Genomic DNA, 17089 nt, shown 5'->3' on the forward strand with positions numbered 1-17089 from the left:
CTCAATAATCCCACTTCCAGTTCAGCCCGATCTCCCCTTCCGCATCCTGCGAGATGTCGCTCTCGATCGTCACGTTGTTGAAGATCTCCCACTCCACCACCGCCTTGCTGTCCTCGGGCGTCAGGCCCTGCTGGAAGCGCAGGTAGACGTCGTCGGTCAGGTACTTGGTGGCGCTGAGCGCGCCGCCGCCGGCATCGCCCGTCTCCAGGCCGAGCCGGTCCAGGCCGAGGCTGCGCCCGACGCGGCCGAGAATGCCGGAGCCGCCGCCGAGCGGGCTGCCCGTCAGCTCGGCGACCGAGCGCGCCAGCTGCACGCTCTGCATGGGCGTCAGATCGCCGGCGCTCTCGCCGAACAGCACGCGCGAGAGGACCTCGTCGCGCGGCAACGCCGGCTCCGAGCGCAGCTCGATGGTCGGCCTGGTGGCGTTGCCGCGAATGTCGACGATGGCGGTGACGTCATGCGCCTCGGCCTCGGCCGTCATGTTCAGGTACGGCACGTTCTGCGGATTGCCGTCGAAGCGCAGCGTGCCTTCGCGGAAGGAAAAGCGTCGGCCGAGCAGCTCGAGCTGGCCGCGCACGGACTCGACCACACCCTCGACGATCGGCTCGCCCGTTGTGCCCCGGATGTCCAGATCGGCCTTCCATTCCGAGTCCAGCGCGCGCCCCTCGACGAAGATGCGGTTGTCGGCGACGACGTCGATGGCCAGCGCCAGATCGATGATGGCTTCGGTCTGCTCTTCTTCGGCCGCCTCGCCGGTGGCGGCGCCATGGATCTCGACCACGGCCAGCTCGGGCACGTCTTCGACGAACTCGTTCGGAATGCGCACGCGCGCTTCCTTCACCTTGACGTCGCCGCTGATGCTGCCGCCGACATCGGCATCGGCGGAGGCACGGCTGGCGCGAACCGCGATGGTCGCGTCCGCCTCGGTCGTGATCAGGTCGAGCCGCGTCAGCATCGCGTCGGTCGCAGTGAGATCGGCCGTCAGCGCGAAAGCCGGCAGCTCGCCGAAATCGAGGCGACCGCTGGCGGTGACTCTGCCGTCGTCGCCGTCGCTCGCCGTCATCTGCGGCATCAGCAGGCTCGGCCCCTGCCCGATCAGGCTGACTTCGATGTCGCGCAGCACCAGACCGCTGGCGCCGTTCTCGTAGCTGGCGCCGCTCATCGTTGCCGTGCCGTGCACCTGCGGCGAACGCGTGGTGCCGCCGACGGTGAGATCGGCGTCGATGCGGCCGCGCAGCACGTCCTCGCCGAGCGGCAGCAGGGAAGCGGCCTCGGCGATGTCGCCGTGCCAGCGCAGCGCCACCTCCACCGCCTCGCCGGCGGCTGCGGCCTCGGTCAGCGGTGCATCCAGCGCCACGTCGAACGTCGTGTCGCTCAGCCCGATCAGTGAGGCCTTCGCCGTCAGACGACCGCCGGCGAAGCGGCCATCGACGCGTGCGTTGACCGGAGCGACGCCGCGCGTCTGCAGCGCTCCCGATCCGATCTGGCGGCCTTCGAGGTGCGCCTCGGCAAGGGCGCTGTCCCACGTCTTGCCGCGCACGTCGAGCGATCCGCTGAGCGTGCCGTCGAGATCGAGGCCGTCGACGAACGCCGATGCGATCGCCAGGGGCACGTCGTGGAGATCCGCATCGCCGGTGACGTCGGCAGGCGTGCGAGACAGCGATGCCAGCAGCCGGCCCTGCTCGCCCACCCGCAGCGCGGCCGGCGGCAGCCGCAACGTGTCGGCGCTCCACTCCACCGCCACCGGCGCGGTCAGCTGAAGCGGCTGATCGGCAACGTGCGCGTCGAGCCGCGACACGAGCGCCTCGTAACGGCCATCGCTGCCGCGAATGGTGGCGGCGGCGTCGACGGACAGCTCGCCCGCCGCGCTGCCCCTGGCCGCAAGGCTCACATCCCACGCCCGCCCGTCTCCGGTTGCCGTGATCGATGCCTGCGTGAGCACCGTGCTGCCGAAGCGGCCGTCGGCCACGGTGGCGGCAAGGCTTCCCTTCGGCGCCGGGCCGATCTCGACGCCTTCGGCCGTCAGATCGATGGCTCGCGCCAGCGCCTCCTCGCCGTCGATGGCGATCGCGACGTTCTGCGCGTGCACGGACCCGCTGACCAGCTGCGCGGCGGCCGCACCCGTCCCCGCGCCGGCCAGCGTCAGATCGACGGCCAGCGATCCGCCCAGGCCGCGCCCGAGGAAGGGACGCCACAGCGCGAGCTCTGCGCTGCTGCCGACGATGCGGCCGCTGACGACGTCCCTGGCCAGGTCGATGTCGAGATCGATGCTCGCGCTCGTCGAGGGGCCCGTCATCGAAACCTGCGAGAGCACCAGACGATCGGCGGACGGCATGGCGGCGTCGCCGCGCAGGCGCGTCTCCAGCTCGCCGTAGCGCGCATGCACGTCGAGCGAGCCGGCGATGCGATCGGGCAGGCCGCTGCCGCGCGCATCGACCGTCAGCTCGTCCAGGCGCACGCCTTCGAAGACAATGCGTTCGCCGCGCGCGCTCGCATCGAGCGTGAAGTCTTCGAGCGCTCCGCTCGCTCTGGCGTCCACCACCACTCGCCCGGCGACCGAGGCGACCTTGGGATCGGAAAGGCGCGCCAGATTGTCGATCACCGCCGACAGATCCGCACGCAGCTCGCCGCCGTGCTCGGCCATGCTCGCCGTTGCGCTGGCCGTGACGCCTTCGGCGCGAACATCGGCGCTGGCCTGCAACGGCCCCGACAGATTGCCGGCGGCTCGTCCTTCCAGCGTCAGGCGCGGGCCGAGCAGCGCATTCCAGCCTTCGTCGTCGACGCGCAGCTGCTCGGCGCTGCCGGCGATGTCGGCCTGCACCGCGCCGCTCTCGTGCACGCTGAGCTTCGCGGTCAGCGAGGCGGCGCCTTGCATGGGCGTATCGGTCAGCCGCTCGAGCGAGGACAGATCGGCGCTGCGGGCCACCAGCGACCCGCGCACGCTGCCCCAGTCGTCGGCGACGTCGATCGGACCTTCGATGCGCAGCGCCTCACCGGCCAGCACGAAATCGGACGCGGAGACGGCGCCGGCGTCGAGGTCGACCGTGCCTGCAGCGGTGGCGCGCGCGCCGGCTCCGAGCAGCGGTGCCGTGCGCTCGGCAACCGTCAGTCCTTCGCCGTCCACCGTCAGCTCGAAGGAAGCCGCGCCTTCGCCGGCCGGATCGCGCGCCAGCAGCCTTGCGCGCAGGCTCGCGGCGGCCGCAGGGCCCGAAGCCGCGCCCGAGACGTCGAGCTCGGCGCGCAGCTCGCCTGCATCGCCGAGGCGGCCCTCGGCGTGGCCGCGTGCCGACGCCACGTCGATGCCGCGCAGGACGACGGTCGCGCCCGGATCCTCATGGCCGAGCACCGCATCCACGACGAAGCTGTTCGTGGACAGATCGAGCTTGCCGTGCGCACCGAGCGTGCGCCCGTCGGCGACCACATCGACATCGTCCAGCCTCAGCGCCTGATCGGGAATCCACGCGCCTCGAGCGGCAATCGACACCGGACCGCCCGGCGGCAGCAGCGCACGCCTGCGGATGTCCTCGACCGCCTCGAGCTGGGCGACGCCGTCGAAGGCACCGCTGGGACCGAAGGCGATGCGCGCATCCAGCCCCAGCTTTCCGATCGCCGTCGCGACGACGTCGGCGCGCGCACGCCAGTCGCGCATGGCGCCGGACGCTTCGACCTCGAGTTCGACGGCGCCGGCCTGCGGCAGGCGCGCAAGGTGCGCGAGCGCGCCGCCCTCCTCTTCGCTGGCAACGACGTTTCCGCGCAGCTCGATGGGGCTGCCCGACGTGAACAGGTCGATGCGCGCGCTGCCGCGACGTCCGTCGATGCGCTGGAGCGTCAGGTCCAGCCGTCCCTGCTCCCACTCGCCCAGCACGCCCCGGCCGTGCGCCTTCATCACGGCGCGATGGCCGCCGAGCAGGTCCGGCCCCACCTCGAACTGCTCGACCTCGAGCTTCTCGACGAGAATCCGCGGGAAGCGGTCCCAGCGGAACGGCTTGTCGTCGGGCTCGTCGATGGTCTCGGGCAGCCGCGTCCACACCACGCGACGGGCGCGCACGTGGTCGACGACGATGCGATAGGGCACGTCGTCGCCGGGCTGCCATACCTCGAGGGGATGCCAGGAGACTTCGGCGTCCTCGATGGTGATGTAGACGTCGTCCTTGTCGCCGACCTCGACGCGGTCGACGTGGAGCTGCCAGGGGAGATTGCCGGTGACGTTCTCGGCGCGCACGAAGAAGACGCCGGCTTTCTTCGCAAAGCGCGTGACCAGATGGCCCACGTGCTGCTGGATGAACGAGTAGCGCAGCGAGAACACCAGAGCCGCAGCCAGCACGCCGGCCATCACCGCCACCAGCACGGCCAGCAGCACCGCAGAGCGCGTGACGCGTACGATCCGGCGCCGCATCGTCCTCAGAAAGCCTGCCCGAGGCTGATGTAGATCTCGAAGATGTCGTCCACCTTGCGAGGGTTGATCGGGAATGCCACGTCGAGCCGGATCGGCCCGGCAACGGTGAAATAGCGGAAGCCCAGCCCCGCGCCCCACTGCACGTCCTCGCCGAAGTCGGGATAGCTCGGCTCGTAGACGCCGGCACCTTCGACGAACGGGACGATTCCGAACGTGTCGGTCACCTGCATGCGAAGCTCGGTGCCGGCCTGGAGGATGGAGCGGCCGCCGATGGGATGGTTGCGATTGCGCGGGCTGCACTGGACCCCGGGCGTGGGGATCTGCCGCTCGCACAGCAACGGCCCGACCTTCTGATAATCGTAGCCGCGCACCGAGTCCCCGCCGCCGCCGTAGAAGCGCTTGTCGTCGGGGATCTGGCTGCGGTCGGCGCCGACGATGGTGCCGAGCGTCAGGCGCGTGGCCCACACGAAGCGGCGGCTCCTGGTCAGCGGCACGTAGAAGCTCTCGGTGCCCCGCGCCACCAGCATCTGGACGCTGCTGCCGAACGCGCTGATGTAGGGCGTCAGGCTGATGGCCGTGCGATGGCCCTTGCCCGGATTGAGCAGGTTGTCGCTGCCGTCGTAGCGAAGGCCGAGCGGGATGCCGAACAGCGTGAAGCGGTCGTTGTCCTGGTCGGCGCCGCTGACCACCGACTGCTCGAAATACAGACCGCCGGAAAGGGTCAGGCGCTTGCCGAACCGGCGCTCGAGGCCTCCCGACAGGATCAAGGCGTAGCGATCGAACGCAGGCGTGTCGTCGTTGTCCAGCTTGAGGTCGAGAAGCAGATCCTGGTTGGGCGAGAGGAAGTCGGGCTTGCGAAACGACAGCTCGCCTTCGTACAGCAGCTCGGAGGCCTCCAGTTCGAAGCGCAGCCGCTCGGCATCACCGAAGAAGTTGCGGTGCTCCCAGAATGCGCGGCCGCCGAAACCTTCCGACGAAGAGTACTTCACGCCGGCGCCGACGCTGTGCACCTTGGCCTCGGCCACCGTGATCCTCACCGGCACGGTGCCGTCGGCTGCGATGTCTTCACGCCGGCCCCAGGTGATGACCACGGAATTGAAGACGCCGCTCTCGAGCAGCGCCTTGCGCGTCTCCTCGAGCGGCTCGGGCTCGAAACGCGCTCCTTTGGCGAATGCGAGCCGCCGCAGGACATAGTCGTGCTCGACCTGCTGAAGGCCCGTCACCTCGACGTCACCGAATCGTGCCTCGGGCCCCGCGTCCACGTGCAGCCGCACCTCCATCGTGCGCGTTGCATGGTCGACGGCGACGTTGCGATCGGCGACGACGACGAACGGGTGCGACTGCCGCGTCAGCTCGAGCAGCAGGCGCCGCTCCGCTTCCAGGACGACGTCGGCCAGCGCGGGATCTCCCAGCGTCACGCCGAGCGTGGCCAGGCCTTCGGGCGTGCCGAGCTTCGAGGCCTTCTGCGGCAGCCCCGCGATCTCGAAGCGCACCAGCTTGTAGCGCGGGCCGCGCTCGACCGTGAAAACGACCTTGACCGGATCGGCATTCTCGTCGATCTGCCACTCGACCGACCCGTCATAGAAGCCGCGCGAGCGTAGCACGCGGCGGAACGTGTCCTGATCCGCCTGCGCGCGGCGGCGCAGGCCCTGCATGGAGGAGGGCGGATCGTCCTGCTTCTGCTCGAGCTCGGAAACCGCCAGCAGCCTTTCCTCGAGCTGCCCGCCGATGCCGGCGATGTCCAGGTCGTAGTCGACGGCGTTGGCAGCGCGCGCAGACGCCGGCCACGCGGCGATCAGCAGCGCCAGGACGAACGCAAGGCGAGGAGTGGGCGTGATCGGCATCGACGCGATGGCGCGCGCATCGGCGCGCAGCCCCGCGCCGATCACATCTGGCTGCGCGAAAGCTCCAGCGCTCGAGTCGTGACGCCTTTGTAGTCCATCTTGCCGGAGGGCGACCGTCCGAGCGACTCGACGGCGAAGATGCGCTTGGGCACCTTGTAGCCCGCCAGCAGGCCGCGGACGTGCTCGCGCAGCGCCGCTTCGTCGGCGCTGCGGCCCGGCCGCATCACCACCAGGGCCACGATGGCCTGACCCCACTTCTCGTCGGGCAGGCCGACCACGGCGGCGTCTTCGACATCGCCATGGCGCTTGAGCACTTCCTCCACCTCTTCGGGGAAGACCTTCTCTCCGCCGGTGTTGATGCATACCGAACCGCGTCCGAGCAGCCGAAGCGTGCCGTCGGCTTCGACCGTCGCGAAGTCGCCCGGCATCGACCAGCGAACGCCGTCGATGGTGCGAAAGGTCGCTTCGGTCTTGACCGGGTCCTTGTAGTAGCCGACGGGGATGGGGCCGGTGCGCGCCACGAGCCCGCGCTCGCCGCTGCCCGCGACGACCTCGCGGCCGTCGTCCGTGAACACCTTGACGCGCTCGCCGACCTTGAACGACGCCGTCTGCGCCTCCATGCCCGCCGTCATGATCGACGCGCCGAGACCCGTCGCCTCCGATGAGCCGAGCGAATCGAACAGCACCATGTACGGATGGAACTCGAGCAGCTCGCGCTTGACCTCCAGCGACCACATCACGCCGGAAGAGACGATCAGGCGCAGGGTGTCGAGCGCATACTTCTTCTCGCGCAGCGCCGCCACCATCGGCCGGGCGAACACGTCTCCGACAATGGCGATGGCGTTGACGCCGTGCCGCTCCACCGCCGACCACAGCGCGTGCGCATCCAGCTTGTGCGACGCTAGCGTGACGACGGTGCCGCCGTTCAGCAGCGCATTGATGGCGGTGAACAGCCCGGTGCCATGCATGAGCGGGCATGCCGGCAGCAGCGTCTGCCGCTGCGCGCCGGCGGTGACGTTGGCAAGATGCTCGCCGATGTCGCCCGGCCGCCCCTGCCCGGTCAGCGGATCGCCCCCGGCGCCGAGCGTGCGGAACAGATCCTCCTGCCGCCACATCACGCCCTTGGGCATTCCGGTGGTGCCGCCGGTGTAGAGCAGGAGCAGGTCATCGGGGCTGCGCTCGATGTCGAGCGCGGCGGCGTCGCCGTTGGCCGCCGCTTCGTAGAGACGCGCCCCGTCCACCGACACTCCGTCGAGCTGGTGCAGGCACTTCAACTTGGGAAGCCGCGGCGCGAGCCGTGCCATGTTCTCGGCGAACTCGCTCTCGAACACGACCACGGCCGCGTCGCTGTTGTCGAGCAGATAGAGCAGCTCGTCGTCGCGATATCGGTAGTTGACGTTGACCGGCACCAGGCGCGCCTTGAGCGCCGCCACCAGCGCTTCGAGCCACTCGGGACGGTTGTAGGAATAGATCGCGACCTTGTCGCCGGCGACGGCGCCCGCAGCGAGCCAGGAACGCGCGAGCGCGTTGCTTCGCCGGTCGAGCTCGCCCCAGCTGACGGTGCGGTCGCGCCCGCCGCTGCAGTGGATGAGCGCCGGCCGCTCGGCGATGGCCGCTCCGACGCCGGTGAAGATGTCGCCGATGTTCCAGCTCATGCGTCCCTCCAAGTCGCTGCAGCCCGCCGACCCTCGGGCACCGTCGCGCCGCCTGAACGTGCATGCCCGCAAATCCGCTTCGGCCCAGACATGCGGAAGGCCGCCGGCTTTCACCGGCGGCCCTCCTTTTCGTCTCGCGCCGCCGTCAGGCGGTCGCCAGAGCTTTGCGGCCGGCACCCGTTCACGGAGAAACCGTGAGGCAGGCGCCAGCCCCCTGAAGCGCTACTGCTGGACGCAGTAGAGGTTCTCGGCGCTCGCGCAGCTCGAACCGGTGCAGCTGGTGGTCCAGCCGTTGTTGGTCTCGCTGCCGTCGCCGAACTCGGCGCTCAACGCACCGCTGGTGCTGGTCCAGTTCGCGCAGGCACCGGCCGCACCGAGCGAGGTGCCGTCGATCGCCGTGTTGCTCCACACCGCCGACTCGCCGAACACGGTCGTGCAGGCGCTGTTGCCACCGCCAGCCGCGTTGCCGTTCTCGTCGAGCGAGATGGCGTTGTCGATGCTGCCGTCGGTCAGATCCGCCCAGCTGTCGGCGACGTACGTGCCGTCGACCAGCATGTATGGGCCTGCGCCCTGAGCCGTGAAGCGATTGGCGGGGCCGCTGGTGGCGTCGCTGAGCCAGGCCATGTACGTGCCGACCAGGCCGGCGGCGCTGGCCGCGCTCTGGCAGCGCGCATCAGCGGAGGTCAGGCTGTTGAAGCCCGTCGCGCCCGCGGTGCCCGAGGTGAACGTCGCCGCGGTCTGGAAGACGATGCGCTCATCCAGGCACAGCGCGCTGCAGCCGTCGCCCGGATCCACGCCGCTGTCGTCGCATTCCTCGCCGTAGCCGTCGCCGCACACCACGCCGTCGCCGCAGACCACCGCACCGATGCCTGCGCCGTTGCACGTGGCATTGCAGGCGCCGCACTGCTGATCGTCGCCGTCGTCGCAGGTCTCGCCGTAGGCGCCGCCGCAGGTGACGCCGTCGCCGCAGACCACCGCTCCGATGCCGGCGCCGGTGCAGGTCGTGTTGCAGGTGCCGCACTGCTGCAGATCGCCGTCGTCGCAGGCCTCGGTGCCGTTGGCGACGCCGTTGCCGCAGGTCTGCACTGCCGAGCAGTCCGAGATGCAGAAGCCTTCGCCGGCACCGTTGGACAGACCGTCGTCGCAGGCTTCGCCCGAGTCGACGATGCCGTCGCCGCAGAACGGATTGGAGCAGGCCGGCGCGATGCCGCTGCCGTCGCGGCACTCGTCGGGGCCGTTGCCGTTGCCGCTTCCGTCGTCGCACTGCTCGACGCCGCCGCTGGGTCCGCTGGTGCAGCCCGCGCCGCTGCAGACGAAGCCGTCGCCGCAGGTGGCCACCAGGCAGTTGCCCGAGCCGCCCGAAGGACACGGATCGTTGACGTCGCCATCGCCGTCGTCGCAGGTCTCGACGCCCACGCCGGCCGTGTTGCAGCTGCCGTCGCTGCACAGGAAGCCGTCGCCGCAGGTCGCGTCGTCGCAGGTGCCGCCGTTGGTGACGTCATCGGGGCACGGATCGTTGTTGTTGTCGTCGCCGTCGTCGCAGGTCTCGCCGCGCGATGCGTTCTCGTCGCCGTCGCCGCAGAAGGCGGCGCTGCAATCGCTGTCGCAGCTGGCGCTCTCGCCGCTGGTGTCGCAGTCCTCGTTGGCGGTGAGATTGACGGTGCCGTCGCCGCAGGTCGCCGTCGTGCAGTTGCTGTCGCAGGAGACCGTCTCGCCGCCGCCGTCGCACTGCTCGGGGCCCAGGCCGGCGGTGTTGCACGAGCCGTGGCTGCACACGATCGAGTCGCCGCAGCGCGCGACCGCGCAGCCGTTGGTGCACAGGTCGGTGGTGGTGTTGTTGCCGTCGTCGCAGGCCTCGCCGGCGGCCGCGTTGCGGTAGCCGTCGCGGCACTGCGCCGTGGTGCAGTTGCTGTCGCAGGTGGCCGAATCGCCGCCGGTGTCGCACTGCTCGTTGCGGGCGGCGTTGGTCGTGCTGTCGCCGCAGAACGCCACCGAGCAGTCGGTGTCGCAGCTTGCCGTCTGGCCGCTGGTGTCGCACTGCTCCACGCCGCCGGCCGGGCCGGTGGTGCAGCCGGCCGACGAGCACACGACGCCGTCGCCGCAGGCCGCCGCGGCGCAGTTGTTGCGGCACATGTCCTTGTTGTTGCCGTTGCCGTCGTCGCACTGTTCGGAGCCGCCGGCAGGACCGGTGGTGCAGCTGCCCGCCGTGCAGGCCAGGCCGTCGCCGCAGACCGCGACGCGGCAGCCGCCGGTGCACGGGTGCGCGTTGGTCGTCAGCGCCGGGCCGGCATCGCAGGCCTCGCCGGCAGCCGCGTTGTGGTTGCCGTCGCCGCACGAGATCGCCGAGCAGTCGTCGTCGCACGCAGCCGACTCGCCGGAGCCGGGGGCGCCGAGACCGGTGTCGCAGACCTCGGTGCCGCCGGTGGGACCGGAGGTGCAGGTGCCGTCGGTGCAGAGGAAGCCGTCGCCGCAGAAGGCGAGGCGGCAGTGCGAGCCGGGCGCGCCGTCGGAGCTGACGCACGCGTCGTTGGCATCGTTGTCGGCGTCGTCGCAGTTCTCGCCGCGGGTCGCGTTGACGTCGCCGTCGCCGCAGGTCGCGACCGTGCAGTTCAGGTCACAGTCGACGGTCTCTCCGCCGCCGTCGCACTCTTCACCCGAGCCCAGTGCCGGCGCGTTCGTGTTGAACGGGTTGAAGTGGCCGTCCAGACACGCGGGTGCCGTGCAGTCGCTGTCGCAGGTGGCGGTGTTGGTCGGCACGCCGATGCCCGTGTCGCAGACCTCGCCGCGGACCGAGTTGTTGTAGCCGTCGCCGCAGAGCGCCCAGGAACAGTCGGTGTCGCAGGTGAAGGTCTCGACGCCGTCGTCGCACTCCTCGTCGTAGCCGGGGTTCTTGATGCCGTTCAGGCACAGCTCCGACAGACAGGTGTCGGAGCAGCCGTCGCCGGCGATGTTGTTGCCGTCGTCGCATTCCTCGCCGTCGGCGCCGCAGACGGCGCCGTTGCCGCAGCTCGAGGCGGTGCAGTCACGGTCGCAGCCGTCGCACGAGACGTTGTTGCCGTCGTCGCAGGCCTCGCCCGCCTGGGCCGTGCCGTCGCCGCAGTAGCCGCCGCGGTCGCCGACGGGGAAGATGCCGTCGGTGCCGTCGGTGCCGAACGACAGCGCGTGCACCGCCTCCTGGATCTGGTCGTTGAGGCCGTGGATGACGTCGTCGAGCGTGATGCGTCCGGCGAAGCGGCCGCCGGTCACGTCGGCAACCGTTCCGACGAAGCCCAGCTCTTCGATGGGCAGGTCGCACTTGCGCTTGAGCTGATCGTCCAGGCGCGGGAAGGGCTGCGCCAGGCGCTTGTCGACGCGCGCGTCGCCGACAGCCTCCACGGTCCCGAAAGGCATGACCGTGGCGCCGCAATCGAGCACGCCGCCGCCGTCGGCCAGCGCATCGTCGCGGAAGTAGCAGAACGAGCGCATGCGGGCCAGGGCGCCAACCGTCTTCTTGATCTGGCGCGCGATGTCGCCGAGGCAGCGCTCGTGGCTGGCCGGAACGGCGCCGTCGATCTGCAGGTCGAACATCTCCATGATGTGGTCGACCGCGCGGATGCCGGTGTCGACGGCGCACGCGCCGACGGCGTTCCAGTCGGCGGAGCCGCCGCACAGGTCCTCGAGGCCGAGATCGGCCGGATCGATGTCATCGGGATCCGCCTCGTCGGCGGCGTCGCACTGGTTGGTCAGCACCGCGCCGGCTTCCTCGCGAAGGAAGGCCAGACGCGCCAGACGCCGATCGGTCTCCAGGTCGCCGGTGCCGGGGCCGCCGAGCTCTTCGGGGTCGGCGCTGCAATCGACGGTCAGCGAAAGGCCATCGTGCACGCGGCGACGGATGCAGCCCATCCGGAACATCAGCGTGGTGTAGCTCGCGTCGCGCGCCAGCTCGCTGACGGACTCGCGACAGCGGATCTGTGCGGGCGTCAGCGCGTCGGCCGGGCCTGCATCGGCCAGCACAGTCAGCGCCGCCAGAGCGGCGGCCGTCATACGGGCCGCTGCGACGCTCTTCGTAGTCTTGAAAACGTGATCGTTACGCATGGTCGTCATCCCCTCACTACTCGACCACGCAAGTCGAGCTGCAACCGTCACCGTTGACGAGGTTGCCGTCGTCGCACTGCTCGCCGTCGGTCGCGTTCAGAACGTCGTCGCCGCACGTCGATGTGGTGCAGTCGGCATTGCACGCGGCCGATTCCCCCGAATCGTCGCAGTCCTCGCCCGCCGCCGCGTTGGTCGTGCCGTCGCCGCAGAACGCGAACGTGCAGTTGGCGTCGCAGCTCGCGCTGGCCACCGTCGTGTCGCACTCCTCGCCGGCGGTGTGGTTGGTGGTGCCGTCGCCGCAGGCGCGTGCGGTGCAGTTGGAGTCGCAGGTGGCGGACTCGCCCGAGTCGTCGCAGGTTTCGCCGGCCGTGGCGTTGACCGTGCCGTCGCCGCACACGCGGAACGTGCAGTTGGCGTCGCAGCCGGCGGTCTCTCCGGCGCCGTCGCAGTCCTCGCCGCGCGTCGCGTTGAGGTCGCCGTCGCCGCACGAGGCAACCGTGCAGTTGGTGTCGCAGGCGCTGGTCTCGCCGCCGACGCCCGTGCCGTTGCCGTCGCAGGCCTCGGCGTTGGTGACGATGCCGTTGCCGCAGCCGCTGGCGGTGCAGTTGCCGGTGACGCCGTCGTCGCATCCGTCGCCGTTGGTGACGTTGCCGTCGTCGCAGGACTCCCCGTCGGTGACGACGGCGTTGCCGCAGCCCGTGGGCGTGCAGTTGCCGTCGCAGCCGTCGCCGTCGACCAGATCGCCGTCGTCGCAGGCCTCACCCGTGGCGCGAGCCGGCGCCGTCACGTTCTGCGTGTTCAGCTGTCCGTCGCCGCAGTTCGCGGTGCTGCAGTCGGTGTCGCACGTGGCCGACTCGCCCGAGTCGTCGCAGTCTTCGGGCCCGCCCAGCGGACCGGTCGCGCAGGTGAATTCGTCGGTGCAGGTGAAGCCGTCGCCGCAGGTGGCCGTGATGCAGTGGCCGGTGCTGCCGAGGTTGCCGGCGGCGTTGCTGCTGGGGCAGCCGTCGTCATCGGCGGCGTTGCCATCGTCGCACGTCTCGCCGCGCGTGGCATTGAGGTCGCCATCGCCGCACGAGGCCGCGGTGCAGTTGAGATCGCACGGAATGCTCTCGCCGGCGTCGTCGCAGATCTCGCCGCTGTCGGTGACCGCGTCGCCGCAGAACGGAAGCTGGCAGGCGCCGCGCAGGCTGGGCCCGGTGCCGTCGCCGCAGGCGTCGGGCGTGTTCGAGTCGTTCGCCGGTCCGGTGTCGCACTGTTCGCCGGCGGCATTGTTCAGCGTGTTGTCGCCGCACTGCGAGGGCGTGCAGTTGTCGTCGCATGCCGGGGACTCGCCGGCATCGTCGCAGATCTCGCCCCAGCCCAGGTTGATCTCGCCGTTGCCGCACACCTCGACGATGCAGGTCGGCGAGCAGCCGTCCTCGGCGGCGTTGTTGCCGTCGTCGCACTCCTCGCCGAGCAGGTCGAGCGGGCTGCCGCCGTCGATGGAGCCATTGCCGCAGGAGGCCGTGGAACAGTCACGATCGCAGCCGTCGTTGCTCTCGTTGTTGCCGTCGTCGCAGGCTTCGCTGCCGTTGACCGTGCCGTCGCCGCAGTAGCCGTCGGTCGGATAGATCTGGCCCATCACCGTGTAGATGGACTCGGCGATGCGGTCGTTGAGCGAGTCGTAAACGTCGTCCAGAGTGACGCGGTCGACGAAACCGCCGCCGGAGTGATCGGGCGTGGTGACGTCGAAGCCGAGATTGTAGAGGTTGACGTCGCACGGTCCGCGCAGCGCGACGCCGAGGTTCTCGATGGGAACCTGCAGGCGCTTGTCGGCGCGCAGCAGAAGCGTCGATTCGAAGTTGCCCGGCGGCGTGATGTTGGCGTCGCAGTTGTAGAAGCCGCCGCCGTCCTGGATCAGATCGTCGCGCTCGTAGCACTTGGAGCGCCACAGCATCAGCTCGAAGACGGTGCTGCGGGCGCGGTGTGCAGCGACGCTGTGACACAGCTCTTCCTCGCCGCTGACGGGAATCGCCGGCGGCTGCAGGTCCAGGATCTCGCTGATCGAATCGGCGGCAGCCTTTCCCAGATCGGCCACGCATTCACCGACCTCGGTCCACTCCGTGAGCGAGCCGCACGTCGTCGATGGATCGAGGACGTCGGCTGGATCGACGTCGAGATCGACATTGAGGCTGTCGCAGATCTGCGTCAGCCGCTGTCCGATGCGCGTGCGCACCTGCAGATGACGATCCAGGCGTCGATCGACGCCGGCATCGCCGGTTCCGCTGCCGCCCATCGCGGTGGTGTCGGCCTGACAGTCGGTTCCCACGTCGATCGAGCCAAGGATTTTCTGATGAACGCACGCCGTGCGTGCGCGCATGATGCCGACGGCGGCAACGCGCGCGCCTCGACCCAAGATGTCGCGACACTGGATCTCCGTCGTCGTGAGCGCGCCGGCTGGTGTGGCCAGCAGCACAACCGCGCTCGTCAGTGTCAGAGCCGCAACCGACGCCAGCGACCGCTGCCGACGACAAGCGTGCAAACTATCCTTCTTCATTGTGCCCCTCGCTGCGCAATGTCTCCCACCCCGGCAATGACGAACCGCAGGCAAAACGATCGCCTACGCTGGCGCCCGACGGGCGCGCCATCGAAGTCCTTAACAAGGGCTTACAGGGTCAAGGCCCCCCAAAGGCCTCAATGGGGCAGAGAACTAACAAGAGGCCCGCCGCTACGTCAACGGAAATGACGGCACAATCTTTACTTACGCGTCGACCACGGGCGCATGGGGGAGACAGGACTTGCGTCAACGACGGCGAAAGAGGCGCCTCCACGGGGCTGCATCTTCGTCTTCTGCTCTCTGGTCGACGACGCCTTTCGACAGCGCGTCGCGCGCCGCGGGAGCCTCCATTGCGCCAAGGGCCTGGGCAGCGCGCGCCCGGACCAGGAGGTCGAAGGCGTTTAGATAAGTCTCGAAGAGAGACTGCAGCGGCTGCTCGGTGCGGGCGGCGGCGTGCGTTGCGGCGTACGACTGCAGCCGCAGGAATAGCCCGGCCAGATGATGGCGTAACGCATCGCGCCGCGCCGGCGCAGGCCCATCACGCAGGCTGGCGGCAAGCATGGGAATGACGCCTGTCTCATTCTGAATCATGCGCTCCAGCTCGGAGGAGCAGTCCTCGCACTCCAGCCACGACAGCACGACATCGGCATCATCCAAGTCCTCCTGCGCAGGAAGGCCCGACCGCAGCAGGTCCGTCCAGCCGATGGACGGGCAAGCGCGCGAGGTCGGCTGGTCGCAGGATCGGATAGGACCGGCGCGCAGCTTCCAGCGATTGACGACCGAGCGCGGCCCCAGAGATGCGCGGAAGCATTGGCCTTCCGTCAGCGCGCGGCGGAACGCGACGTGCGCCTGCATGAGATTGTGCGCTGGCAGCGCCGGCGCGTGCTCGAGGCCGAGCAGATGTCCGAGCCCATGCGCCAGCGATTCGGGCTGGGCCGCCGCTCCCACCACCACCACGGCCTCGGCCGTGCAGGCGACGGCGCCGGCAGGCCACCGCGGCAGATAGAGGATGACGACGACGCCAGTCCCGCTCAGCCCTGCCTCGGTCATCGCCTGCGCGAGCGCCGCGCAATCGCCGCCGCTGGCCGCGACCGCGGCCTCCTTCCACGATGACGCAGTGCTCTCGTCGATCGGCAGCTCGACGACGCGCGCGTCGGCCAGGGTCGTCAGTCCGCAGCCGCTCTGATTCAGGAGCATGTCGGCGACGGCGAGCTCCAGGTGCACGCGGCGGGCGACGTCGGTTCGTTCGGGCTCTTCAGCCGCAATGGCGATACGGAGCGGCAGCGGCACCGGCGGTCCGTCGAGCCGCAGCTCGAGCCGCTCGCCGACGGCGCTCGTCCAGCCGGTCTCGGCGATGCTGACCGACGGCGATGTCGGCGGCGCCACCGACATCGCAACGGGGGTGGGCCCGGCTCGGCGGCCTGCGCCCTCGTCGCGGCGCGAACCGCCTGCGCTCGTCGCCGGCAGCGGACCGATGTTCTGCAGGACCACCGCGTCGTCGTGCGAAAGCACGGCGATCTCGGAGGGACAGCCGTCGGCGGCGAGGAGATTGCCTGCGTAGATCGCGTCCCTGGAGCGCCACAGCTCGCCGCCGGTGCAGCCGTCGTCACGCCGGCCGTGCAGCAGCACCACCGCCTCGTCGTCACCGTCGTTGCCGGCGAGGAGGATGCGGTCGGTGCGCGGCCTCTGCACCGGGCACGGCTGCAGGCGAAGCTCGTAGCGGTCGCGTGCCAGCGTGACCTCGCCCGCCATCTGCGTGACGGTCAGCCGCAGCCGCGCGGGGATCGTGAAACCGGGAGGACGAGCGGCCTGCCCTTCCCATTGCGGCTCGCCCTCTTCGTGCGCCTCCGGGGTAGGCCTGGTTGCCGGTGCCGGAGGCGCGGCGGGCTTCGTCGCCGGCGCGGGCTCCTGCGACGCCGCCGCGGAAGGCGCCGGTGCCGCCGCGGCCTCCGCCATCGGCCCCGCGGAATGCGGCTTCTCCGCCGCGGACGCCGCCGGCGCCGCCGCGGCTGCGGCCGCAAGGCGCAGCTCGCGAGCGTCGACGTGCATTGCCAGACGCAGCCGCGGCGGCCGCTCGTCGGAGAGCCGGGAAGCGCCGCGAAGCCACGTCGTACCGGCCCCGATCTCGACGGCAGCGGGCGGCGAGCCGGCAGCGGGACCTTCGATGCGCATGGATCCGGCGCGCTCGCCCGCGGCTTCGATGCGCATGGTCACTCGCGCGAAAGCATCGCCTTCGAGGTCGATGCGAACGTCGATGTCCGCGTCGGCCGCACAACGGCTGCAGCAGTCGCGCACGCGGCAGCCGATCACGATGGCGTCCGGCGCCAGATCGACGCGCGCGGCGTCATGGACGCAGACGTCGCGCGTGACGGTGGCAGCCTCGGCGTGGCCGGGTCCGCACGGAGGCACCGCCGTCTGCGCGACCACGGCCGCGCACAGCGCGATGCCTCCGCGCCGGATGGTCGCGAGCAGCGCCCGCCGACGAAGCCGGGGGCCTCGATGGGGTCCGCCCGCCCTCATGAACGTTCTCGCCTCTGGCCGCGACGAGATTTGCCGGTTGATGCCCGCGTGGTCTTGTGAGCTA

The 17089-nt window shown here is 70.3% G+C and carries 6 protein-coding genes; all 6 read right to left on the bottom strand.

Annotation, left to right across the window (positions count from 1 at the left end; genetic code table 11):
• Position 1: 1 nt before the first annotated feature.
• Positions 2 to 4396 (bottom strand): translocation/assembly module TamB domain-containing protein, encoded by a 4395-nt coding sequence (locus VEC57_08270; GenBank protein HYB99120.1) that lies wholly within the window; start codon positions 4394 to 4396, stop codon positions 2 to 4.
• 5 nt (positions 4397 to 4401) lie between these two features.
• Positions 4402 to 6240: an autotransporter assembly complex family protein gene (locus VEC57_08275; GenBank protein ID HYB99121.1), complete on the bottom strand. Its 1839-nt coding sequence runs from the start codon at positions 6238 to 6240 to the stop codon at positions 4402 to 4404.
• A gap of 41 nt (positions 6241 to 6281) precedes the next feature.
• Entirely contained in the window at positions 6282 to 7895 is a 1614-nt protein-coding gene (locus tag VEC57_08280; GenBank protein ID HYB99122.1) for an acyl-CoA synthetase, read from the bottom strand.
• 222 nt (positions 7896 to 8117) lie between these two features.
• The gene (locus VEC57_08285; protein HYB99123.1) at positions 8118 to 11978 is read right to left on the bottom strand and encodes a hypothetical protein; all 3861 of its coding nucleotides are present in this window, start codon (positions 11976 to 11978) and stop codon (positions 8118 to 8120) included.
• Between the two features lie 7 nt (positions 11979 to 11985).
• Positions 11986 to 14424: a DUF4215 domain-containing protein gene (locus VEC57_08290; GenBank protein HYB99124.1), complete on the bottom strand. Its 2439-nt coding sequence runs from the start codon at positions 14422 to 14424 to the stop codon at positions 11986 to 11988.
• Positions 14425 to 14751: 327 nt separating this feature from the next.
• Complete coding sequence (locus VEC57_08295) at positions 14752 to 17025, bottom strand: hypothetical protein (GenBank protein ID HYB99125.1); 2274 nt, start codon at positions 17023 to 17025, stop codon at positions 14752 to 14754.
• Positions 17026 to 17089 lie beyond the last annotated feature (64 nt).

The organism is Candidatus Limnocylindrales bacterium (assembly GCA_035626395.1).
Classification (GTDB): domain Bacteria; phylum Desulfobacterota; class Binatia; order UBA1149; family CAITLU01; genus DASPNH01.